The sequence below is a fragment of the Lactobacillus sp. M0403 genome (genome assembly GCF_016101265.1).
GTDB classification, from domain to species: domain Bacteria; phylum Bacillota; class Bacilli; order Lactobacillales; family Lactobacillaceae; genus Lactobacillus; species Lactobacillus apis.
This window is the reverse complement of sequence record NZ_JACFQV010000002.1, coordinates 304,827-327,794: the sequence shown is the minus strand read 5'-3', so window position 1 is coordinate 327,794 and position 22,968 is coordinate 304,827. Positions and strand designations below refer to the sequence as shown.

The window sequence follows — 22,968 nt, the reverse complement described above, 5'->3', positions numbered from 1 at the left end:
AATTAATTTATTTCTACTATTTTTTCTGCGTCAAGTAAGATTAGGTACTTATGTTTAACTGGCTTTTCAGCAAATGAGTTAAGTGCTCGCTCGTATAAACGCAGTTGACCAGTATACTTTTGCTTAATATTAGCAATTGCTAAATCTAAATTATGCTGATCAATGTGGTCAGTTTTATAATCAAATAATATTATGCCATCATCTTCAACGAAATAACCATCAATTGTACCATGAATTAATATTTTAGCATTTGGATCACTAAAATCGTTAAACAAGGTACTAGCAGAAAGCAGGCTGGAAAATTCAACCTCTCGCTTAAGTTGAGCAGGATTTTGCCAGAACTGTTTAGCAAAATCACTGTGAACGAACCAATTGATTTGTTGCTGATTAATGCTAGGGACAATTTCTGGATTTAACTTGTCTTGTTTAATTAAATCTTTTATTTCAAGTTCAAGTTGTTCCGGCTCACCTTTTTGATTGTAATCGTAGTACTGGAGAAGCAAGTGTGTCGCAGTACCAATCTCTGCTCCAGTAAATTTAGTTTCAAACAAAAAGTCAGGTTTAGTTTCAATTGGCTGGAGATAACGATTGGTTGAAGCCAATAAGTGTGCATTTTCCAACTCAGTTTCCAATGGATCATTGAATGCTTTCTTTATTTCAGAAACAGATTGATAAGCCGTAGTCGAACTGGCATCTCTGAAAGGATAGTCGTAATCGTACAACTTAGGAGCTATTCTTGTTAATAAAGCATGATCTTGGTCAGAGGCCACTTCTTCTGTTTTAGCTATTTCAGAAGAAATTTTTTCATTTTCATAATGGACTAACAAAAATGGTGTCTCTTCATCTAATGAATTCGTGATATCACTAATCTTGATTTCGGGATATTTGTCAAAATTAATTGCTGGACCAATAAAACTCATTGAGCTAGTAGCGTTTAATTTACTACTTAAAGGCAATTTCTGTCGACCATTAAGCTGATTTTGCCATTTTTGGCGCGTCTTTTCGTAATTTTTGACTTCTGTAATAAGAATTAGTTTTTGGCGTGCACGTGTCATCCCTACATAAAGAATACGTGCCTCTTCTTCCAACAATTGCTGCTTTTGAGCAATATTATCATAAGATTTGAGCAGTGTATCGGCGCGATAATGTTCTTGCCTGATTGTTAGACCCAAATTATTTGCATTGATAATATAATTACCGCTTAAATCACGCATTTGATAGCGGTGCTGTAAACCAATATAAAAAACAATTGGGAATTCAAGCCCTTTAGAACCATGGACAGTCATCAGTCTAACAGAGTCCCCCGCTTCTTTAGTAACTAGAGGTTGTGCTAAGTCTTTTTGACTGCGCCTCATTCGCTCAATAAAGTTAATAAACTGATATAGTCCTTTAAAGCCAGCACTTTCATATGAACTGGCACGCTCATAAAGTGCTTCAAGGTTGACGCGTCTTTGCTTTCCGTTTGGCAAAGCAGTCATTATTTCAAGTAAATTAGTTCGTTCGTAAATGCTCCAAATTAACTCAGAAATACGATGATTAGCTGCAAAGTGACGTAACTCTTCTAACTGATTTAGAAAAATCTTTGTTTTTTGACTCAGCTCATCATTGACTGCAACATAAGAAGTTAAGGCATCATAAAAACCGGTATTTTTACTATGTACTCTGATTTTGGCTAAATCAGTTTCAGTGAAATTAAATAGTGGTGACCGCAATACTGCAACTAGCGGAATATCCTGATCTGGGTTATCAATGATGCGCAAGTAGTTTAGCACAATTGTTAATTCAAGCGTTTGGAAGTAATTTTTTGCATCCGTCACCAGTAACGGAATGTCATTTTTGGCAAACTCCTGCATAATTGCTAAGTTATCGCTACGGCTTCTAGTTAAAATCGCAATATCGCTGTATTTAAAGTTCCGCTTTTTCTTTGTCTGAGTATCGTAAACTTGCAAATTCTCGTTTTTAAACTGCTTAATTCGATTAATTACCATTGCAATTTCAGCTGAATCGATTTCGTCTTCATCTTCGGTATTAGTTGAACCATCTTGGCCATCTTTTTCGCTGTATATTAGTTCACTGGCTTGGGGCAGTTTTTCGGGATAGTAATTAGCACCTAAAACTAACTGCCCTTCTTTTTGGTAGTCAATCCCACCAAAGTCAGTAGTCAAAACATGATCAAATACCTGGTTAACGAGTTTAATTACCGGCTTTGTTGAACGGAAATTTGCAGATAATAGAATCCGTTCATCCTGCTTGTTCTCATCTTTAGCTGCCTCTTGATACTTATGGAGGAAAAGCGAAGGCTCAGCTTGTCGGAAACCGTAGATTGATTGCTTAACATCCCCCACCATAAATAAATTATTTTGTCCGTCCTTTTTAATCAACTGCAGTATTCGTTCTTGCAAGGGATTAATATCCTGATATTCATCAACCAAGATTTCTTTGAACTTAGTTTGATAAAACGACCGCGCCATTTGCGAATTTGAAGTATCTTGACTCAGTATTTGATAAGCAAATTGCTCCATATCACTATAGTCAACCAGATTTTCTGCACGCTTCAATTGGTCAAATCGCTCAATTAAGGCCAGCTCTGCTTTAACGATTGCAACCATAATTTGATGCCCTTTGTTTAGCAAGGAAATTTGTTCTTTTTCATCGGTAGCATAAAAGGAGGTAAAAGACGTAAATACTTGCTCGGAAGCATCTTTTTTTAACTCAACGCATTCCTCATAAAAATCAAGTAAATCTTCATCCCATTTGCTCGATTTACGAAAACTGGTAAAGAGGCAACTTCTTAATAGCTCTCTTTGCTTATCATAATTTTCATCACTTTCAATACTAGCCAGATAATTTTGCAAGCACTTATCAAAGAGTTGGAAGCTGTCTTTAACTTTTGCTAATTCTTTGGTTTCCATGGCAGCTGTTGCCAGCAACTGCTCAAGTTTTTCCTTTAAATCAGAAAAAGTGGTCAAAAGATAAGGCTTAATGTTCTTTTGCCATAGCTTTGAATGAGTGACATCGTCACCAATTTCATATTGAGTTGGTAAGTTTTTTAACCAGTCACGGTAATCAGGCTTAGCCATTGCATAATTATATAAGTCTAATAACAAGTCACGTGCAGATTCAGCACTACGGTCGCCGGCAAAATTTTCGTAAAAAGCAATAAAAGCTTGATCATCGTTTTCTAAAAATTCACTTTCAATTTCTTGCAGTGCTCGCTCACGCATTAATGCTGCTTGAGTCTCATCCGTTAAAACACTAAAACTAGGATCAAGGTCAATGACATAGTAAAAACGATGAATAACATCTAGACAGAAAGCATCAATCGTTGAGATATTAGCAGCGTCAATTAAGTTAAGCTGCTCTCGTAAGTCAATTTTAAGTTTTTCATGCTTATTTAGTCTCTGCTCAAGGGCACTTTTGATTTTTGCTTTCATTTCTTGAGCAGCTGCTTTAGTAAAGGTCACGACTAATAACTCATTTACACCCGTTCCAGTGAGAATTTCCTGCATAAGTCTCTCTACTAAAACAGTTGTCTTTCCGCTCCCAGCAGAAGCAGAAACCAGAATATCAAGGTCACGATCGTCTATTGCCTGCTGTTGTTCATTCGTATAATTTGGCATCACTTATTCCTCCTCTCCCAGTTTCTCTTTAATTTTGTTCATTAATTCTGTTTTACTCAAATTATCAATTTGATGGTATTTGTTTTCTTTTAGCATTGCATCAAAGAAGAAGATATCCCGATAGTCAGAGTATGTCAAAGCAGTGACTTGCTGGCCATATTTATAGGGATTGAGCTGAACCTTACCAGAGAGAATTTGACTAGATGCATCTTTGATTAATTCTTCATCATATTTTAGAAGAAGTTCAATTTCTTCATCATTAAACGCGTTGCCACGAAAACTCAACGAACCATCTTTCTTACTATTGACCCCAGCATAGATTTCCGAAGTGGTACCACCATTACTTAGTGCAGGATCGGCGTCTAAGATAACGGCCTGATCATAGTTAATAAGACCGTTATACTTGAGCTTCGTTTTTCCATCTAAGTTAGCTTGCTTAAGTTGTAAGTTATTGCCGTATAGATCCTTACCGTTTAAACGTTCAGTTTGTCTGGTAATGGTTTGGTAAAATGCTCCGAGTAATGACATTGGCTCTTTACCAGTAAAAAACTGCTGATTTCGCATTAGCACATCCATATACGAGACCATTTGCAATGAAATTCCCTGATAAAACAGTCCTAAATTAAACTTTTTGGCGGAAGACTTATAGTCGATAACTTGGGCAATATACTCGTTTTGATCACTAACCTTTGCCAAATCGACTCGATCCATTTTCCCTCGTAAATTGACATAATGCTTCCCATCTAGATTTGGCACTAATAAGTCTAGTCCGGGTACTTTTTCACCAAAGCCAAAGCTAAGTTCAGAGTACTTTGCTCTTAATGGAGTCTTTTTAACTGCGCGATGCCAATTAACAGCCACATTAGTAGTGGTTTGATCGAGACACTTAAAGAGGAACACATTAAATGGATCATTACGAAGTTGTTTATATTTTGCTTCACTCTTCATTTTTTCGCGAGCAACTTCAAGCAATTGATTCAGCTTCAGATCATCAATTTCGGCCAAATCAAGCTTTTCCTTATTCAGCTCTTTCACTAAACGATCAAAGGTTTCATGGAAATAATTTCCGGCTTGGATTACATCAAATTCATTATCAAATCGTTTGCGTAAACGAAGGCCATAATTTAAAAAGTACTCATAAGAATTTTCATAAAAAGTTTCGAGTTGCGAAACTGAAGAGTTTAGGTTTTCTCCGTATAATTGCTGAGCAAGCTCTGCACCGATATCTTGTGGGTGATTGTCAAACTGACTTGCGTCAAGCACCATTTTAGTCTTTTTAGGGATGCGCTCCTTAGTCAGTTCAAATAAGTGCTCAATATTAACTTCCGGATGTGCCTGCTTTAGGTATGTTAAATACCCAAGACTAGCTTGCGGATTGGTTAAAAAAGACAAGAGATCATTTAGCTTTTCTGGAAGATTATGTTGAGCAAATTCAACTCTTTCCTTTTCTTCAGCCTCTTTTTTATTAGCTGCTTCTTGCACGCTGGTATCGACACCTGCGACACGTTTAAGTCGTTCATAATAAATAGAAGGTTGAACCGACTCATTCTCTGCGTTTACTACAGAATATGAAACATAGGTCATGTCACTACCAAGCGCCAGTAGCAGACCAAATTGATAATTTTGGTCAAGGTTACTGGTTTGTTGCTGGTCTTCAATATAAGAATCTTCCTTAAATGCACCACTGTTAGTTAAAGTTTGTAAATTTTCAGAGCTCAAAAAGCCTGGTACATTTTGAATCTTAGGCAAACCTGTATTGGTGGCGCCCATGATAAAGACTTGCTTGTATCCACTGAGCTGAACAATTCCCGTTTCAGAAATATTGACAGCATCCAGTGTAGAAGGAATCTGGGCAAATGTTGCTTCTTTAAAGCCATTGATTAGTACATTGAAGAAACTGTCAAGCTCAAACTCATCTGGATTGATTAATAGATAGTCATGAAGTAGCGTAATTAATAAATCCCAAACTTGTTCTGATTGCCTTGCTTGTTGAAGGTCACCGTCTTCTTGGGCATCTTGGCGCCACTTTTCTAGTACTGCTGGCACGTGATTGTTAACTAAAAAGTTGAAGAAAGTGGTGATTGCCTTTTGCGTGTCTGTTTCTTCTGCTAGTTTTTTTAACAAAGAAGTAATCTTCTTAACAAAAAAGTCCTTTAATTTTTCAATTTTGGCAACTTCATCTGGAACTCTGTCTAGTCGAATAACTTCAGCAGCAATATAATCTGTAAAATCGCGTTTCCACAAGTTATGGTTAATGCCGTGGGCTAAAACAAAATTTTCGAGCTCATCAACGTCATGAATGAATGAAGTCTCATCCTTATACCAATCCGGAATAATTAAATGTGTCTTCATAATCGCAAGCATATTTTGTGTTTGAAGTGGCCTAGTTAACAGCTGAGCGATATTCTCAATTAAAACAACTAAGGGATGATATTTCATTTCCTGTTGTAAATCGTTAAAAAATGGAATGTCATTTTGCCGTAAAATTGGCGAAAGATAGGTTTCGTATTCATGCAGATTAGGCGCAAGCACTAAAAAATCGCGGTAGCGATAATTATTAAGCGCCACCTGCTGGTAAATAGTTCGAGCAACAAAATATGCTTCAGCATACCGGTTGTCGGCACGAATTAGCTGGATATTATTTAATTTTCCTACTTCAGGGACGGTACCAGTCCAAAATGAGTTAAGTAGCTCTCGGTTAGTTGGCGCTGCCGAGGGTTTAGTAGTTTCAACCTGATAATTTAGTTCGTTTGCTTCGATATATTTAACCAATTGGTTAATCGTTCTTTGAATGACATAGTCATAATCACCGGGTTCTGCTTTAGCGTCAAGCTCACCGGTTTTGGTTTTAAAAGCCAGAGTTACACTATTTGCATGCTTCATCAATAATTTGACAGTCAAACATTCCTGCAAGGAAAAGTGTGAAAAATCACTAAAGTAAAAGTCAGTCTTACTCAAATCAATCCCACTAGCCAGAAATTCATTTAGCTGTAACTGAATTTCGTTAGAAGTTGAAAACTTATCTTTAATGGTGTCAATGAAAGCTTCATAAAGAATTTTCAAATCAGCCACTTTGTTTTTAGTTTCAAGGTCTAACTTATCTTGATCAAAGTCATCTAAGTCTAGATTACCTTCTCTAACTTGCAAAATAGTACTGTAAAGCTGCTTAACTAGGCCAGGACTAACATTGACATTTTTGAAGAGGTGGAGCTGATCACGTTTTTGTTCAATGACTTTAGCTAAAATCATTGCTGCCGCAGTGTTGTCTAGCTGGGTGGGCATCACCTGCTTTGAATCCTTTAGAAAAAACCACGCAAGTCGTGAAAAAGATAACACTTGCAAGTTCTTAACTGATTGCTCAGTATTGCCTTGACTAATAGCAAGTCTATTTATTGCTCTGATTTCTGTGGTAAACTTAATGTGATTGGGAACAATGACAAAAGTTTGTTGCTTTGGAAATTTTTGATAATTTTCAACTGCTGCTTGTAAAACTTTTTCCTGCATTGGATCGGTTTGACGACCGACTAGAATTTTGATCATTTGTTCTCTTCTCCTTTGCTACATATTTTAGCATAGGAGCTAAACTTTTTTCACAAACATTAAGGATCTTAAATAAAATGAAATCGAGTTATTTAGCGCACGGAAAAGTGATTTTGATTGGTGAACATTCAGTGGTTTATGGCTATAATGCCCTTGCCTTGCCAATCATGTCTTTACACATTAAAGCAACCGTAGAACCGGGCCCACAAATGTGGATGGATACTGCATCATATCATGGGCCTTTTTTTATGGCGCCAGATGAATACGATGGCTTGAAGTATGTCGTTAAAACGATGCTTACAAAAGCTAATAGTAGCGAAAATTTAAGGATAACTTATACAGGAGAAATTCCAATCGAGCGTGGACTAGGCTCAAGTGCAACAGTTGCCCTTGCAACAACCAAGGCAATGAACGACTACTTTAATTTAAACTTGTCAAATGATGAAATAATTGAAGTTACGAATCATGCTGAAACAATTAATCATGGCAAAGCGTCAGGGTTGGATGCTGCGACCGTTAATTCTGATTACCTTGTCTTTTTTAATAAAAAGTCAGGTCCCAGTGTTTTGCGCGCCAAGCTAAACGCTACCCTTTTAATTATGGACACGGGTGAATTGGGTAGTACAAAAAAAGCTGTTGCTCAAGTTCAACAGCAAGTCCAGTCCTCTCCTGTAGCTAGTGAAAAGATTAAACGTTTGGGTCAATTGGCCGATGATACAAAACAAGCTTGGGTTAATCATGACCGCGTTAGTGTTGGCAAAATTTTTAACGAAGCTGAAGAAATACTAGATTCTTTTGGCCTTGCCACAAATAAAATTAAACAGTTACAACAACTTGCTTTTGAAAATGGAGCTTTGGGCTTTAAACTGTCTGGAAGTGGTTTAGGTGGAATCGTCATTGTACTTTGCGACAACGTTGAAATAGCTAAGTCAATTGCTAAAAAATGTCAAAATGTTGCTGTTAATAGCTGGATCGAGGAAATTTAATGAAAAAAACTGTTCGTGCACACACAAATATTGCTCTAATAAAATATTGGGGAAAAGAAGACCAGGCTATGCGCTTGCCTGCTATGTCGAGTATTTCAATGACACTAGATGAATTTTATACTGATACCAAAATTTCTGATAGTGAAAAAGACCGTTTCATTTTAAATGGTACTGAGCAAACTGGTAAAAGTGCCCAGCGCGTTTTTTTGTATCTTAGATTTTTACAAGAAAGATTTGGTTTAACTGGGCACTTACAAGTTGAATCTACCAATCATGTTCCAACTGCAGCTGGTCTCGCCTCTTCTAGTTCGGCGTTTGCTGCTTTAGCAGGTGCATTTAGCTCGTACTATGATCTGCAGATTGACCGTCAAGAACTTTCATGCTTGGCAAGAATGGGGTCAGGCTCGGCATGTCGTTCAGTATTTGGTGGTTTTGCGATGTGGCAGAAAGGAAATAGTGATTTGACCTCTTATGCGTATGCAATAAATGAGCAACCTGAAATGGACTTACATTTATTAGCGGTTGAACTTAATCCTAACCCCAAAGAATTATCTTCAACTAACGGAATGCAGCTGGCCAAAACCTCGCCCTTTTTCCAGCCTTGGCTAGAACGCAATCAAGCAGAAATAGATAAAATGATTGAAGCAATTGAACAAAACGACTTTACGGCTTTGGGTCAATTAGCCGAATTAAATGCTAATGAGATGCATGCTGTTAACTTAACGGCTCAACCTGGATTTACCTATTTTGAGCCGGATACGATTAGAGCAATCAAACTTGTTGAGCAGCTGCGAAGAGAAGGAATAGAATGTTACTATACAATCGACGCTGGCCCAAATGTAAAAGTTATGACTCGGTTAAAAAATGTAAAAGAAATTACTAAGCGTTTCATATCAGAATTTGACAATGTTAAGATAGTAAATGCAAGTTTTGGTCCAGGTATCAAATATTTGGATTAATAATGTATTTAAATTGGTTAGGAGATTAAATTCTTTGATAACAGAACAAGCGCCCGGTAAGTTATACATCGCCGGTGAATATGCAGTTTTAGAACAGGATTGCCCCGCAATTTTGGTCGCAGTTAATCAATTTATCCGGGTTTCGATTACTAAATCTAAGTCATCTACTGGTTCGATTCATTCCAAACAATATTCGCAGGATTCTATTCACTGGGTACGACGTGGTGCCAAAATGGTGATCGACAATCGTGATAATCCTTTTGAATATATTTTGTCGGCAATTAACTTAACGGAACGTTTTTGCCTCGAACAACATATCAAATTACGAGTATATGATTTGCACGTCAATTCTGATCTTGACTCAGCTGACGGAAAAAAATATGGTCTAGGTTCTAGTGCGGCAGTCACAGTAGCCACGGTTAAAGCGATTCTACGTTTTTATAACGTGCCTTTTAGTAACGAACTAGTTTATAAACTGTCCGCTATTTCCCACTACTCTGTTCAAGGAAACGGCTCTGCAGGAGATATTGCTGCGAGTGTTTATGGTGGCTGGATTGCCTATCAAACATTTGATAAAAAATGGCTGAAACGCGAATTAACACAAAAGTCACTTTCTGAAGTTGTTGATGAAGCATGGCCAGGGCTAAAAATTCAATTATTGACCCCTCCTGAAGGGATGAACTTATTGATTGGATGGAGTCAAAAACCTGCATCAACTTCACGCCTAGTTGATGAAACTAATGCCAATAAAGCAGCATTAAATGTCGAATATAAACAATTTTTACAACAATCGCGAAAATGCGTATTACGCATGATTGATGGTTTTGAACAAGGCAATATTGACCTAATAAAGATGCAAATTCGAGAAAACAGGAAACTGTTACAGCACTTTGCTCAAATAAATCAAATTGCAATTGAGATTCCCCGTTTGTCAAAATTGATCAATATTGCTGAGTCATTTGGTGGTGCGGCAAAAACATCAGGTGCGGGTAACGGAGATTGTGGCATCGTTATAACCGATGAACAAACTAATGTTAATGAGCTTGAACAGCAATGGCGTAAAAACAATGTTTTACCCCTTGACCTTCACGTTCATCAAGTAAAGCTAATGCAGTAAGAAGAAAAATGTCAATTAGATCAAAACGTAAGGAAGAACACCTTTCTTTAGCAAACCAATTTTATGAACCGAATAAGCCAAATAGCTTTGACCAAATGGGACTTTTACGACCTGCTTTGCCAGAAGCAAAAGTTGACTTAAGTTCGATTAAAACAACTATGTTTGGCAAAAACGTCAATGCGCCCTTTTTTATTAACGCAATGACCGGTGGTTCTGCAAAATCATTCTCTATTAACCAAGCATTTGGTAAAATTGCTCAGCAAGCTAAAATAGGTCTTGCATTGGGTTCTGCAAGTATCTTAGTTAAAGAAGCTGAACAACTTGACAGCTTTTTGATTGCACGTGAAAAAAATCCTGACGGTGTCATAATTGCAAACGTGAATGCGAAGACTGAGGCTATGGATGCTCAAAAAATTGTTGATGAACTTAATGCTGATGCTTTACAGATTCATTTGAATACAGTTCAGGAAATTGCTATGCCTGAAGGCGATCGCGATTTTTTGTGGCTAGATAACTTAATTGAATTACGTCAAAATGTTACCGTTCCGATAATTATAAAAGAAGTCGGCTGCGGTTTAGACCAAGCGACAATTCATTTACTAAAAAACGAAGGCTTTGAACTATTTGATATTGCTGGCAGTGGCGGAACGGATTTTGCTAAGATTGAAAATGCACGAAACCAAAATGACCTTTCTTATCTTGAAACGATTGGATTGCCAACTGTTGTTTCTGCTTTAATGGCGGCTGAAGAAAAGGTTACCTTTATCGTGTCAGGTGGTGTTCGTAATGCATTAGATATTTTTAAAGGTTTATGTTTGGGAGGAAAATACGTCGGCATTTCCAATGTCTTTTTGCAGACATATCAGGATCAGGGCGAAGATGCATTACTACAAATGATTTTGGCGTGGCAAAAAGAATTAGCTAGTTTGTTAGCTATTTACGGTCAAAATGATTTAACAAATTTAAGTAAAATCAAGCATTACTTCGACCTGCCCTTGAAGAACTTAATTGATCAATTGAGCTAATTTTACATAATTAAAAATATGCAAAGTAGAATTCTACTTTGCATATTTTTTTGTCTTAATTTAATAGATGCCATATTTCTTTTTGAACGGCACTTTCATTACTTGATCCGATCACTTGGTCCGCTGCACTTTTGGCAACTGGCAAAGCGGTGGCGGTAACAAAGCTCCGGCCAACATATTTTAGCATCCCAACGTCATTACCACTGTCGCCAAACGCAACCATTTCGCGCGAATTAATATGGAATTTTTTGCTTAAGTATTCTAGGCCAACAGCTTTGTTCATCCCTTTAGTTGACATGTCAATTGAGGTAGATGAACCAGAGACAAAGCCAATTTGCGGATAATCGCGTTGAAGTTTACTTAACAACTTCGGCATTCTGTCTTCGGGAACATCTAATGTTACCTTGAAAATCTGATCGTCTAAATGGTTAAAGTCCTCGACAATACGCAGCTTTTGGTAGTACTTTTTAAGCTCTTCTGCATAGCGCTGACCATCTTTTTCTAAAACATATGCACTTGCAAGACCAGAAACAGTGACCTTTTCATCTGAGTATGTCTGAACAATTTCCAAAATGGTTTGAAAATCTTCATCGGATAAGCTGTCAACATGAAGAACTTGTCTTCCCTTAGCAACCAGTGCCCCATTTTCTGCAATAAAATACATTTGCTGAGCTGTTTTAGGAAAACGAGAATAAATATTCTCATATTGATTTCCACTGGCAATTACAAACTTAATTCCCTGTTCCTGCATTAAAGCAAACTCGCGCAAAAATAGTTCTTCATCATAGGTTTTTTCATCGGTTAACCATGTACCGTCCATATCAGTGGCAATTAATTTAATCATCTTTAATAGTTACTTTCTTTTACTTCCGTAATCCCTTTGGATAAAAATTCTTTAAAACATTATTAGTTATTTTACCAAAACTGAACACGCAACTTTGGCAACTAACTAGCACAAAACCGTGTAAAGCTGATTCTAGGCGAATAGTCTCGCCATGAATATACTTAGCATAATCTTCTTTAGTTAAATTTACTACCTGTTTTTGTTTTCTTTGTCCTAATACCAGCGCTAATTGATGACTCGGTTCAAAGCGCTTTTTCTTTAAAATTCCTAGCTCTAATCCGTTACTAATAATTTTAAAATGCATGTTGTCAGCCTCGATTGCAGGAAGATAAACATGATTTTGACTTACTAAACAAGATGTTGACCAGTTAGCAAGTTCTAAAGGTAAATTAAACGGTTTTAAAACTTCTGCAACTAGTGCACTTTCTGACGTTGTCAATTTGGCTTTGTTTTGATGAGCTTTTCGCTTTTTAACTTTTGTATTAGTACTTTTTTCTCGTTCAGCTAATTGTAATTTGGCAACATACTGCCCTTCACCTAAATTATCGTTTGGCCAAAAACGTAATGTCCCCTTTATAGCAGGATCATTATTAGCCCAGTCAGGACGTCCTGGTTCAACAGCAGATGTATTTACTTTGATTGGAAGAATTTTAAAGCCCAATTGCTCTACTAACCAGGATACGATTTCTTCATCCTCTTCTGGTGAAAAGGTACAGGTTGAGTATATTAATTCGCCACCAGGTTTGAGCATTTTTACTGCCTCGGTCAGAATTTCCTTTTGCCTTTTTTGGCAAGTCATGACATAGTCTTGTGACCAATAAGAGACTGCTTCAGGATTTTTTCGAAACATCCCTTCCCCGCTACACGGGGCGTCGACAATGATTTTATCGAAAAAATGTGTAAATGACCGAACTAACTTTTCTGGGCTTGCAGAAGTTATTAGTGCATTAATTACACCCCAGCGCTCTAGGTTTTCTCTTAGGGCTTTGACGCGTGTATTAGAAATTTCATTTGCAACAAGTAATCCTTTACCCTTCAGCTGTTCAGCGATAAATGTGCTTTTTCCTCCAGGAGCAGCACATAAATCGAGTACTATATCTCCGGGGTGGATATCAGCAATCATGGCAGGAAACATTGCTGCAGGGTCTTGAGAATAGACTAAGCCACTGATAGCTTCCGGGTCTTGACCATTAATCTGGCCGTAGTATGCATTTTTAAGTCCGGGAATCGGTTGATCAAGAGAATAAGAGACTTCTCGCTGCCCTTTTAAAGTATTGATTCTAAATGCCTTTTTGGCGGGTTGGTTCATTGCATCAAATAATTCTTGTGCTTGCTTTTGACCAAGTAATTTTTGATATTTAGAAATAAATTCAGTTGGTAAATTAAGCATGTGTGTTTTCCTTTCGCCAACATAAAAAGATGAAGAAGCTATAAACAAGCGCAACTACGCCCCAACTGCCCAAAAGAAGCATTAAAAGGTGCTCTCGATTTGAATAAAAAGCACGCCAGCAAAGGAAGAAATATGCTCCAAGTGATAATAATAGCTCTACTAATATTATTCTAAAGCCATGATTGGCAAGCCAATTGCGTAATAAACTACCTTTTAAGTGAGTCGCCTTAACGGTTTGCCAATCCAAGTAAGCCAAGATGATGTTAGCAATAGTGGCCACAAAGACTAGCAAAATGATGAATAAAAATTCTTTAATTACGGAAAGCTGACGCTTCTGATGCTTTCTTACAAATACTGGTGTTTTAACTTTAACATGATAATGACGGGCAATTTTTCTAATTACCTTATTAGAGCTATCAATAATGATGGTATAGTCTTTAAGCTTGAATTTACCTGTAGGCTGCTTGGTACCGGTTGTTAGATAATAGCCATTTTGTTTCATCCGGCGATAGTGCTTCAGGGTACCAATCACAGAATAATAAGTATTATTTAAATTAATGTACTCATTATTTTGTGTTTTTAATGTTGGAACCTTAGCATTTAAGCCTAAAACTCCAAATGAAACACGTCCCTTAAAGTCATCTGAAGTAAAATATCGTCCAGATTCCGTTGGTAATGTTAAAACATCATGATTAGACCAAACTAATGTCTGATTGTCCTTTCTTTTACTCGTTAAGTGAAGTTGGATTTTATTTTGGGGAAAGGTTTTTTCTAGATACTTTAAAAAGTCGCTAACACTTTGGTTATTTTTGATTTCAAAGCTGCGCGTGTTGTTGCTCAAACCATAAGCCTCAAGTAGTTGGTTAGCTTCTTGGGACTGGACGTTTGAAAGCATTGTACCCGTACCGAGTAATGTTAAAAAAATAATTAATAGTAAGAGGATTTTTTTAGATCTCATGTTTTATCTCAAATATTTGTTCTTCAATAAAATCAAAGCTTGTAAATGAATGATTAATTGCCTGTAATTCTGACGAATGAGTGAAATGGATTTGGTGCCAAAAAGTAGCAGAATTAGTTACACCATTTTTTTCACCAATAAATAGCAAACGACTAGATGGATTGTAATTTTGCCAAGCTTCTATCGCGCTTAAATCACTTTCATCAAAATTAGGTGCCCATGCACAAATAACTAGTTGTACTTCAGGAAACGCTCGAATTGCCTCAGGTGCAGATAAATTCAATACCTTTGTAGCCTGTTGGCTTCCAGTTCTTGAAGTTTTTGACCATTCTAATGAGTCTGTTGCAATTGTCTTTAAACCTACTTCAGTTAAAGCTTTAGACCAATATGCATTTCCTGCCATAATTTCTAAAACGGAGCTAATTTTAAACTGCTCCTTAATTAGTTTGGCAGTTTCCAAATTTGGCAATGACCAAACACCGTAATTGATTGATAGGTACTGCCTCATGCTATTAAGAAGCTGATTAGTAACTTTTATATTGCCCTTCTGCTGCCTTGACATACAACTTTCAAGCTTTTCAACTTCATTTGGATAAAAACCAAGTCGTCTAGGAGCAGTCGGTAAGATTTTCTTTTCTTTCATGTAGCGGTCAATTTGATTAACCTCTTTAATTTGGTCATGAATTAGTGGGTTATCAAGCTGAGCATCTAATTGATTAATTTTCTTTAAATAATCTGTCATTTCTAATACCTACAATGATTTTACCATTCATGTGACTAGATTTCAGTTATAATAAAAGGTAACTGAATAAAGGAGAATATTTTATGGCAAAAAATGTAACAAAAAAGCAAGATAACGAAGAAGAAAGTCTTGGAAAATTCATCCTAGACGTTGTCATAATGATGGTGGTAATTCTTGGTGCTTTCTATCTTGTCTTCCACTTCGTTCTTTCAAATGATGAAGTTTCTGGCCCATCAATGCAGCCAACTTTTGAAGATAAAGATCGCTTGATTTCGGTACGGAACTTTACGCCTAAACGTAACGATGTGGTAGTTTTATTAGCTCCTAAGGCCGCAAACGACACTCCTGGAGCAATGTATATTAAGCGTGTTATTGGTTTGCCGGGTGATAAAATCGTTTCTAAAAACGACAAAATGTATATTAATGGCAAGAGACTAGCTGAACCATACCTTAATAACAAGTACAAAAAAGCGGACAATGATGCTGGACATACATACACCACTAATTTTACTTATAAAGTGCCTAAAGGCTATTACTGGGTAATGGGTGATCATCGTGATATCTCAAAAGACTCCCACATTTTTGGACCTGTAAAAAGAGAAAATCTAGTCGGCAAAGTTACCTTCAGATATTGGCCTTTTAATAAAATTCAAGGATTTTAGCAGTACTTTTCTTTGAATTTTTTGGTTTTTTGGCTAAAATAATTGTAAAGGAGATTTTATTATGAATCAGCAAATAGAAGAATTATCCGATGCAATTATTACTTACCAGACAGAACATCATACTACAGATACAGATTTAGCATTTGCTAGTCACCTGTCGGTTGAGAAAATTCATGCAATGAAGGCTGGTGAAGGTGAATTCACTCCTGAAGAAATCAATCAACTGTATGACTTTCTTGCTACCAAGCGTTAAGTTAAAACAAATATAAAAAATGGCCTCAAGTTTTGCTTGAGGTCATTTTTCTTTGTTTGAAGAGAAATACACTATTTCTTTTCCCTTGCTTCGAAAAAGTAGTTGAATATCAAAGTATTAGCTATCAATAAAAAGATATCAAAGACTAACATGATAATAAGTGAAATACCAAAGTCTACATACCTATCATTATACTCATAGCCAAAAATACTACTAAACAGAAAGTTTATCGGGAAGTCGATAAGTGACGCTAAGAAGCTATTAGCACTAAAGGCAACCCAACAAGCAACAACTATGACTATGATAAAAATGACTCTGAGAAAAGCTTGACCGCTTGTAGTGGGTAAAAATTCTAAAATTGCACGACTTGAAAAGTTTAAAAAATCAACTACAAAAAAGACAAAAAGAGTAATTAAAATCAATAGTAATATAGAGCCCCAAATTTTGAAAGCTCGTTCATTGAATAATTGCGACATAGCGTTTGAAGGACTGGAGAAACCTGTAATCACGTTCTTTTTGAAACGACTATCCGTCAGTACCGACATCCCGAATAAAAGCAAAAGTCCAATTACGTCTAAGATTCCGAGATAAACAATTGAGACAAATGAACTAAGCGTATTATCAAGGTAAAGATTGGTGCTGCTCATTGGAATTAGCCGCCAGGTTTGACTGCGGTTTACTCTTTGAGCAAATATTGCTATCAAGCAAACAGCAATAAATCCAAAAGCAAGAACAATAAAGAAGAAAGACGTCATCCAGTTGGTTATGAAATTAAAATCATTTACATAAGTATTGCGGATAAAGTGATTATTTTCAAATTTATACAGAGAAAAAAAGGTTATTGCCATTGAAGTTAAAATCTGAAAAAGCATCAAGGTGTTAAGCTTCTTAGTTTTTAATTTGAATAGTTCAGTAAAGCAGCAATTAAAAAGTGACATTATTCTTCTTCCTCCTGATAAAGTCCTTCATAGTATTCTTCAATGCTCTGATTTTTAGCTCTAATATCATCCGCTGATAAATGTTCATATACAGTATGATCTCTAATAATCACAACCTCATCTAGCATGGAAGAAATTTCGTTAACAAAGTGATCAGAAACTAAAATAGTAGATTCCTTAGCCTTCCATAAAATAATTGAGTTAATGATCTTTTTTCGAGCCATCGCATCAATTCCGGAAAAGGGCTCATCTAATAGATATAAATCTACTTTACGCGAAAATGTTAGTGCAATAACTAGTTTTTCACGCATCCCTTTTGACATTTCAGAAAGGCGCATCTCAGAATCAATTTTCATAAAACCGCGTAGCTGTTCGAATTCATTTACATCAAAATCTTGGTAAATAACTTCATAGAATTTGCTAATTTGTTCTACTTTTGTATTTTCAGAAAATCCAGATAAATTATCAGTAAAGGATATGTGCTTTTTCCTTTCAACTTCATTATCTTCTCCTGCTACCATTACAGTGCCATGATAATTTTTAGCCATGCTATCAATAATACGCATCAAAGTAGTTTTTCCTGCACCATTTTCTCCTAATAGTGCAACAATTTTTCCTGGTCCCAATGTTAGATTGACATTATTTAAGATCGTTTTTTGATTTTTTCGATACGTCAAATCTTTGATTTCTAGTAGATTTCCCATTAAGTTCGCTCCTAGTTCTAATACACTTTATTAACAACTAAATCTTTTGCTTTATAAGAGTACGTTTGTCAATCTTCATACCCTGAGATAATTCAATTTGGAGATCAAATCAGCTGTTTATACTGTATTATATTTCTATTACACTATTATGATAGACTAAAAAAATCTGCCATGCAATCCTTTTTAACAAAAAACTACTCACTAATATTCTTAATGAGTAGTTTGATAGTTATTTCTTTTCTTTTGGCTCAATATATTGATTGAATAAAAACAAATTAATGGCAATGAAAAGCAAGTCAAAGCAAATGAATATTGAAATTGGCTCCAATAACTCATTTGACGACGTTGATTGAAAAAAGACTGCAAATGGTGCATCAAAAATAGGCGTTAGAGCTCGGATTCCTTTGACTAATGCCCATATGAGAATGAACACTAGAAAAACGCGGATGAACCCCAACAAAGACTTGTTTTTAATTGATCCTGGTAAAAAACTAATAATTGCTTGGCTGGAGAAGTTTAAAAAACTAAGCATTAAATAAAAGAGTAGACAAAATAAAACAAGTAAGATTAGTGACTGGATAACAACAATAAAATCTTCAACATTGAAAACAAAACTACTTTTTTCATACGATGTCATAACTTCTGAATGAAATGTGCCATCAAATTGAAAGGCCAACAAAAAACTAATACCTATACCAATGGCTTCTAAACATGCAAAATATGCTAATGTTGCAATTGAAGTAAAGATATTATCCAAATAATACTTTGAATCAGAGATTGGCAATAACCGCAAAGATTGGTTTACGTTAATTGCCTCATTTTCATTACAAGTTATGCAGTATAAAGCTAATGCTGCAATAAAGGAGAAAAAGAGGACAAACATGAAAAACGATGGAAAAACCCCTAAATCTTGCCTTCCAAAATAAACATGTCCACTCGTAGTAAAACTAAGTACAGTAATTGCTATGGCTGCAATTAATTGGACAAGCAGTACGTAGTTAGCCTTCTTAATTTTTCGTGTAAATAAAGTAGCAAAAAGCCGACCGAACATTATTCTTCACCCTCTCCATATATGTTTTCATAAAATTCTTCGATGCTTTGATTACTCTCACGTATTTCTTCAGTTGATTTGTGACAGTAGATTGTTTTATCTTTTACAACAACAACTTCGTCAAGCATAGAAGCAATTTCGTTAACGAAATGATCAGAGATTAGAATAGTTGCTTCATCCGCTTTCCATAGAATAATTGAACTAATAATTTTTTTTCGAGCCATCGCGTCAATTCCAGAGAAAGGTTCGTCAAGTAAATAGAGTTCTGCTTGACGTGAAAAAGTCAAAGCAATAATTAGCTTTTCACGCATACCCTTTGACATTTCAGACAGACGTAAGTTTTCATTTAATCTCATGAACTTTTGTAGCTGCTTAAATTTATTTTTGTCAAAATCATCATAAAGATATTCGTAAAAATTAATTATTTTCGCAACTTTAGTACTTTCCTTAAATCCTGACAAACTGTCAGAGAAAGAAATGACCCTTTTACGGTCCGTAACAGATTGAACTCCATCAATCGCAACCATACCGCGAAAATTCTTATTAATTCCTGCGATTATGCGCATCAATGTTGTTTTACCAGCTCCATTTTCGCCTAAAAGAGCAACAATTTTGCCATGCTTTAAGTTTAAATTGATATCTTTAAGAATTACTTTTAGGTTCTTTCTATATGTTAAATTTTCAATTTCTAAGAGATTGCTCATTAACTATTCCCCTACTTTAAATAAGCTGATAAGATATCATGAATTTGATCATTTGACACACCCAAATCATTCATACTTTGAACAAATTTATTTAGCTCATCATTAATCAATTCCTGTTTTGTCTTTTCAAGCAAGTCTGTATCTTCGGTAACAAAATTACCTTCTCCGCGCTTAGTATACAAAATCCCCTCTACGTTCATTTGTTGCAAAGCTCTTTGTACCGTGTTCACATTAACAGTCAATTGAACTGCTAGTTCACGCACAGAAGGAATTTTCTGTCCTGGCTTTAATTCGCCGGTAACAATTTGACGATATAGATATTGCTTGATTTGCAGATAAATGGGAATATTATCCTTGAATTCCACAAATCCACCATCCTTTTACTGTATCACATTTCTAATACACTGTAATAATACCGCAGTTTATATGTTAGTGCAATCTTTTTTATTTCTTCCTAATAAATACTTCTAAAAAGCAATTTTATGTTCTTATTGATCGTTTATAAGAGTCTTATTATTTTTTCAGTGTTCCACGACTCTGCATTTTTACTTAATTTCAAACAAAAAAGCCGATTAACTCATTAATAGCAACGTTTTAATCGGCATTTTTTGATTATTAGAGTAGATGTGCATAATTAAGCTGGTATTACCCAACAGTAATTATCATTGATATAAAAGCACTTATCTCATTTAAGTTAATTTTAGAGAAAGTGCTTTTCTAACCTTTTTTGTTTCACTATTTATTATTTGTTGCGTTCATTTCGACCATTCTGATCATAACGTCAACTGCTTTGTACATTGATTCTAAAACAGTGTATTCGTAACGACCATGCATGTTTTCTTGACCTGAGAATAGGTTTGGACATGGTAAACCACGATAAGTCAGTTGACTACCGTCTGTACCACCTCTAATTGGATCCTCGTCGATTTCGGTCAATCCTTCTTTACGATATGCATCTCTTGCTAAGTTGACAACATCCATGTGTTTTTCAAGCTCATCTGCCATATTGTAATATTGATCTCTCATTGTTAATTTGATTCTCTCAGTACCAAATTCATCATTCATTTTAGTGACAATGTCTTTAACCAAGTTTTTACGACGCTCAAGACCATCACGTTCAAAGTCACGGATAATGTACTCAAGGTATGCATTATCAACTGTTCCCTGGAAATCAGTTAAATGGAAGAAGCCTTGTCGTCCATCAGTTTTTTCTGGTACTTCGTCTGCTGGGAGTTGATTTTGGAAGTTAATACCTATTTGGATTGCACTGATCATCTGATTTTTAGCAACTGATGGGTGAACATTTACTCCTTGAATGTTAAGTGTAAATGTTGCTGCTGAGAAAGTTCCCCAGTCAAGCTTACCTGGAGCAGCCCCATCAAGTGTATACCCGAAGTCTGCACCAAACTCATCAATGTCAAAGTGAGGCGCACCAGTACCAATTTCTTCATCAGGTGTAAAGGCCAAACGAATTTTTCCATGCTTAACTTCTGGATGATTCATCAAATATTCAGCTAGAGTTACTACTTCACTGACACCACACTTGTCATCTCCACCTAGCAATGTATCACCTGATGTAGTAATAAGCGTTTTACCGGCATATTTTTTGAGATTAGGGAAAACCTCAGGATCCAAGTAAAAATCAGAATCACCTAATTGAATTTTTGATTTACCATCATAGTTTTCATGGACTTGTGGGCGAACATTTTCCGCATTGAAATCTGCCGTATCACAATGTGCTAGAAAACCCATTACTGGAACTTCATAATCAATATTTGAAGGAATTTCAGCGATTACACAGCCGGATTTTTGGTTGTAATGTACATCACTTAAGCCCAAATCCTCTAAATCCTTCATTACAACTTCTTTTTGGAAGTCTTCTTGACGCTTAGTGGATGGAAAACGGTCTGAGTGCTCATCCGAACGCGAGTTAACTTTTACATATTTTAAAAATCTGGGTAATAAATTTGGGTATTCCATAAAAACTCCTTTATTTAAACTAAATCTTGGAATGGGTTAGTTGAAACATGTGACTTAATAACATTAACATTCCAATTATTTTCTTCATTCCATTTAATTAACTTTTCATATATTTTATCCTTAAATAATTTTTCTGTATAGTGCCCAGGATCAATTACTGTTATTCCTGAAGAAATCATATCGTGACCAGTATGATAATAAACGTCTCCGGTTATAAAGGCATCTATCTTTTCAGTAACTGCTTGGTGCCAGTACTTACCCCCATCTCCGCAAATAAGTGAAACAGTTGAAATTTGTTGCTGGTTATCAGCAGTAATCAATCTAACCATTTTGATATTCATTTTCTTTTTTACATAATATGCAAAATCAATTGCAGAGAGCGGTTCAGGCAGCTTGCCTTTTCGTCCAATAGCAATGCCGTCACTATCTAGACAAAAAGGTTGTACATCAGTCAAACCTAATTCTTCTGCCTGCCAATCGCTAGACCCATCTTGAGCTTTATCAGAATTAGTATGAATTGAATAGACAGTAATGCCGTTAGCAATTATTTTGCCATACATTTCATTTTGTGGATCGGCAAAGTTTAAGTTAGGTGCAGGTCTAAACATTAAAGGATGATGGCTGATAATTAGATCAACATGCTCTTTTATTGCTTCTTCAACAACTTGTGGTCGAACATCTAACGTGGTCATAACCTTGGTAACTGATTGCTCTAAAGAACCAATTTGAATGCCAACGGGATCACCAGCACTTGCAATTTTTTCAGGAAAGAAATCGTTTAAAACTTTCACTAGGTCTTTAACTTTAGTCATTTAGTTCTCCTTTGATCATTTCAATCTGTTCTTGAACCTGTTTTATATGAGACATATCTTTATTTTTTGCCTTATTTAAATTAACTAACAAATTTTGTTGGTACTTTAGCTGACCTATCCATTTATTAGTAAAAGTCTGATTTTTAGTCTTAATTAAGATTGGACCAAAATATAATTCTTTTTCAGTTAATGGGATATTTGATTCAGTTTTTTTAGCCTTAATCAGTTCATATGTATGACCGGCTTCAGCCACAATTTGTTCATCGACAATCTGATAGCTGTGCTGCATCAACCATTTACGAACACCATATTCTCCAACATTTGGTTCAAGAATTAAGGTGTCGAAACTCATTTTTTTGTTAACTAAGGCATCATTTAAAATCTGACTCATCAAGTTGCCGCCCATGCCAGCAATCACTATAGTATCAATGTTGTCTTTGGCTGAGATGGTTTCTAGTCCAGCGCCTAGACGAGTTTCTATTTTTCCTTCTAAGCCAGCCTCTTTAATATCCTGTTTTGCATTATCAAGCGGTCCTTTTCCAATATCACTAGCAATTGCAAAATTGACCTTGCCTGATTTGACTAATTCAATTGGTAAGTATGCGTGATCTGTACCAATATCTGCAATTCGCGCATCTTGATCTACCATGGTTGCGAGTTTGTTTAAACGTAAATTCACTTTT

20 protein-coding genes are annotated in these 22,968 nt (G+C 35.9%); 6 read left to right on the top strand and 14 right to left on the bottom strand.

Annotated features, from left to right (window positions below; translation table 11 throughout):
- Positions 1 to 2 precede the first annotated feature (2 nt).
- The gene (addA, locus tag H3T48_RS04100) at positions 3 to 3,620 is read right to left on the bottom strand and encodes a helicase-exonuclease AddAB subunit AddA (RefSeq protein WP_198188618.1); all 3,618 of its coding nucleotides are present in this window, start codon (positions 3,618 to 3,620) and stop codon (positions 3 to 5) included.
- 3 nt (positions 3,621 to 3,623) lie between these two features.
- A complete protein-coding gene (locus H3T48_RS04095; RefSeq protein ID WP_198188617.1) occupies positions 3,624 to 7,160 on the bottom strand; it encodes a PD-(D/E)XK nuclease family protein in 3,537 nt (1,178 codons plus the stop codon).
- A 77-nt stretch (positions 7,161 to 7,237) separates the two neighbouring features.
- Between H3T48_RS04095 and mvk the strand changes: the two genes are divergently transcribed.
- From mvk to fni, 4 genes are read left to right on the top strand one after another with little or no spacing between them, the layout of a single operon-like run.
- Positions 7,238 to 8,146 carry a mevalonate kinase gene (gene mvk / locus H3T48_RS04090; RefSeq protein WP_198188616.1) on the top strand — a complete coding sequence of 303 codons (909 nt, stop codon included), beginning with the start codon at positions 7,238 to 7,240 and terminating at the stop codon, positions 8,144 to 8,146.
- The gene (gene mvaD / locus H3T48_RS04085; RefSeq protein WP_198188615.1) at positions 8,146 to 9,105 is read left to right on the top strand and encodes a diphosphomevalonate decarboxylase; all 960 of its coding nucleotides are present in this window, start codon (positions 8,146 to 8,148) and stop codon (positions 9,103 to 9,105) included. The genes mvk and mvaD overlap by 1 nt, the downstream gene beginning before the upstream one ends.
- A gap of 34 nt (positions 9,106 to 9,139) precedes the next feature.
- Positions 9,140 to 10,222: a phosphomevalonate kinase gene (locus tag H3T48_RS04080; protein ID WP_198188614.1), complete on the top strand. Its 1,083-nt coding sequence runs from the start codon at positions 9,140 to 9,142 to the stop codon at positions 10,220 to 10,222.
- A gap of 8 nt (positions 10,223 to 10,230) precedes the next feature.
- Positions 10,231 to 11,247, top strand: coding sequence for a type 2 isopentenyl-diphosphate Delta-isomerase (gene fni, locus H3T48_RS04075; RefSeq protein ID WP_198188613.1), 1,017 nt, complete (start codon positions 10,231 to 10,233; stop codon positions 11,245 to 11,247).
- 55 nt (positions 11,248 to 11,302) lie between these two features.
- Here the strand turns inward: fni and H3T48_RS04070 are convergent, their stop codons facing one another.
- Genes H3T48_RS04070 through H3T48_RS04055 form a run of 4 tightly spaced genes read right to left on the bottom strand, consistent with a single transcriptional unit; the run spans position 11,303 to position 15,181 of the window.
- Positions 11,303 to 12,091 (bottom strand): HAD family hydrolase, encoded by a 789-nt coding sequence (locus tag H3T48_RS04070; protein ID WP_198188612.1) that lies wholly within the window; start codon positions 12,089 to 12,091, stop codon positions 11,303 to 11,305.
- Positions 12,092 to 12,110: 19 nt separating this feature from the next.
- Positions 12,111 to 13,481 (bottom strand): RsmB/NOP family class I SAM-dependent RNA methyltransferase, encoded by a 1,371-nt coding sequence (locus H3T48_RS04065; RefSeq protein WP_198188611.1) that lies wholly within the window; start codon positions 13,479 to 13,481, stop codon positions 12,111 to 12,113.
- Positions 13,474 to 14,439 carry a hypothetical protein gene (locus H3T48_RS04060; RefSeq protein WP_074425322.1) on the bottom strand — a complete coding sequence of 322 codons (966 nt, stop codon included), beginning with the start codon at positions 14,437 to 14,439 and terminating at the stop codon, positions 13,474 to 13,476. The genes H3T48_RS04065 and H3T48_RS04060 overlap by 8 nt, the downstream gene beginning before the upstream one ends.
- Positions 14,429 to 15,181, bottom strand: coding sequence for an SAM-dependent methyltransferase (locus H3T48_RS04055; protein ID WP_198188610.1), 753 nt, complete (start codon positions 15,179 to 15,181; stop codon positions 14,429 to 14,431). The genes H3T48_RS04060 and H3T48_RS04055 overlap by 11 nt, the downstream gene beginning before the upstream one ends.
- Positions 15,182 to 15,264: 83 nt before the next feature.
- Between H3T48_RS04055 and lepB the strand changes: the two genes are divergently transcribed.
- Both lepB and H3T48_RS04045 read left to right on the top strand, forming a co-directional pair.
- Complete coding sequence (gene lepB / locus H3T48_RS04050) at positions 15,265 to 15,843, top strand: signal peptidase I (protein WP_046306911.1); 579 nt, start codon at positions 15,265 to 15,267, stop codon at positions 15,841 to 15,843.
- Between the two features lie 61 nt (positions 15,844 to 15,904).
- Positions 15,905 to 16,096 (top strand): LBP_cg2779 family protein, encoded by a 192-nt coding sequence (locus tag H3T48_RS04045; RefSeq protein ID WP_109715510.1) that lies wholly within the window; start codon positions 15,905 to 15,907, stop codon positions 16,094 to 16,096.
- A gap of 71 nt (positions 16,097 to 16,167) precedes the next feature.
- Here the strand turns inward: H3T48_RS04045 and H3T48_RS04040 are convergent, their stop codons facing one another.
- The 8 genes from H3T48_RS04040 to H3T48_RS04005 all read right to left on the bottom strand — a co-directional run bounded on the left by H3T48_RS04040 (position 16,168) and on the right by H3T48_RS04005 (position 22,964).
- Positions 16,168 to 17,034 (bottom strand): hypothetical protein, encoded by an 867-nt coding sequence (locus tag H3T48_RS04040; protein WP_198188609.1) that lies wholly within the window; start codon positions 17,032 to 17,034, stop codon positions 16,168 to 16,170.
- A complete protein-coding gene (locus tag H3T48_RS04035) occupies positions 17,034 to 17,738 on the bottom strand; it encodes an ABC transporter ATP-binding protein (RefSeq protein ID WP_187157935.1) in 705 nt (234 codons plus the stop codon). Before H3T48_RS04035 ends, H3T48_RS04040 begins: the two co-directional genes overlap by 1 nt.
- A gap of 229 nt (positions 17,739 to 17,967) precedes the next feature.
- Positions 17,968 to 18,789 carry a hypothetical protein gene (locus tag H3T48_RS04030; protein WP_198188608.1) on the bottom strand — a complete coding sequence of 274 codons (822 nt, stop codon included), beginning with the start codon at positions 18,787 to 18,789 and terminating at the stop codon, positions 17,968 to 17,970.
- Positions 18,789 to 19,493: an ATP-binding cassette domain-containing protein gene (locus tag H3T48_RS04025; RefSeq protein ID WP_198188607.1), complete on the bottom strand. Its 705-nt coding sequence runs from the start codon at positions 19,491 to 19,493 to the stop codon at positions 18,789 to 18,791. The genes H3T48_RS04030 and H3T48_RS04025 overlap by 1 nt, the downstream gene beginning before the upstream one ends.
- A gap of 11 nt (positions 19,494 to 19,504) precedes the next feature.
- Positions 19,505 to 19,858: a GntR family transcriptional regulator gene (locus tag H3T48_RS04020; RefSeq protein WP_046306922.1), complete on the bottom strand. Its 354-nt coding sequence runs from the start codon at positions 19,856 to 19,858 to the stop codon at positions 19,505 to 19,507.
- Positions 19,859 to 20,228: 370 nt separating this feature from the next.
- Positions 20,229 to 21,473: a peptidase T gene (gene pepT / locus H3T48_RS04015; protein WP_198188606.1), complete on the bottom strand. Its 1,245-nt coding sequence runs from the start codon at positions 21,471 to 21,473 to the stop codon at positions 20,229 to 20,231.
- Positions 21,474 to 21,487: 14 nt separating this feature from the next.
- Positions 21,488 to 22,285 carry a Nif3-like dinuclear metal center hexameric protein gene (locus H3T48_RS04010; protein WP_198188605.1) on the bottom strand — a complete coding sequence of 266 codons (798 nt, stop codon included), beginning with the start codon at positions 22,283 to 22,285 and terminating at the stop codon, positions 21,488 to 21,490.
- Entirely contained in the window at positions 22,278 to 22,964 is a 687-nt protein-coding gene (locus H3T48_RS04005) for a class I SAM-dependent methyltransferase (RefSeq protein WP_198188678.1), read from the bottom strand. Before H3T48_RS04005 ends, H3T48_RS04010 begins: the two co-directional genes overlap by 8 nt.
- Between the last annotated feature and the right edge of the window lie 4 nt (positions 22,965 to 22,968).

Coding starts and splice junctions, on each gene's coding strand:
- H3T48_RS04030 (WP_198188608.1), bottom strand. CDS start 18,789: ATGTTCGGTCGGCTTTTTGCTACTTTATTTACACGAAAAATTAAGAAG.
- mvaD (WP_198188615.1), top strand. CDS start 8,146: ATGAAAAAAACTGTTCGTGCACACACAAATATTGCTCTAATAAAATAT.
- H3T48_RS04045 (WP_109715510.1), top strand. CDS start 15,905: ATGAATCAGCAAATAGAAGAATTATCCGATGCAATTATTACTTACCAG.
- H3T48_RS04035 (WP_187157935.1), bottom strand. CDS start 17,738: ATGGGAAATCTACTAGAAATCAAAGATTTGACGTATCGAAAAAATCAA.
- H3T48_RS04095 (WP_198188617.1), bottom strand. CDS start 7,160: ATGATCAAAATTCTAGTCGGTCGTCAAACCGATCCAATGCAGGAAAAA.
- addA (WP_198188618.1), bottom strand. CDS start 3,620: ATGCCAAATTATACGAATGAACAACAGCAGGCAATAGACGATCGTGAC.
- H3T48_RS04065 (WP_198188611.1), bottom strand. CDS start 13,481: ATGCTTAATTTACCAACTGAATTTATTTCTAAATATCAAAAATTACTT.
- H3T48_RS04055 (WP_198188610.1), bottom strand. CDS start 15,181: ATGACAGATTATTTAAAGAAAATTAATCAATTAGATGCTCAGCTTGAT.
- H3T48_RS04010 (WP_198188605.1), bottom strand. CDS start 22,285: ATGACTAAAGTTAAAGACCTAGTGAAAGTTTTAAACGATTTCTTTCCT.
- lepB (WP_046306911.1), top strand. CDS start 15,265: ATGGCAAAAAATGTAACAAAAAAGCAAGATAACGAAGAAGAAAGTCTT.
- H3T48_RS04060 (WP_074425322.1), bottom strand. CDS start 14,439: ATGAGATCTAAAAAAATCCTCTTACTATTAATTATTTTTTTAACATTA.
- H3T48_RS04025 (WP_198188607.1), bottom strand. CDS start 19,493: ATGAGCAATCTCTTAGAAATTGAAAATTTAACATATAGAAAGAACCTA.
- pepT (WP_198188606.1), bottom strand. CDS start 21,473: ATGGAATACCCAAATTTATTACCCAGATTTTTAAAATATGTAAAAGTT.
- fni (WP_198188613.1), top strand. CDS start 10,231: ATGTCAATTAGATCAAAACGTAAGGAAGAACACCTTTCTTTAGCAAAC.
- H3T48_RS04070 (WP_198188612.1), bottom strand. CDS start 12,091: ATGATTAAATTAATTGCCACTGATATGGACGGTACATGGTTAACCGAT.
- mvk (WP_198188616.1), top strand. CDS start 7,238: ATGAAATCGAGTTATTTAGCGCACGGAAAAGTGATTTTGATTGGTGAA.
- H3T48_RS04040 (WP_198188609.1), bottom strand. CDS start 17,034: ATGTCACTTTTTAATTGCTGCTTTACTGAACTATTCAAATTAAAAACT.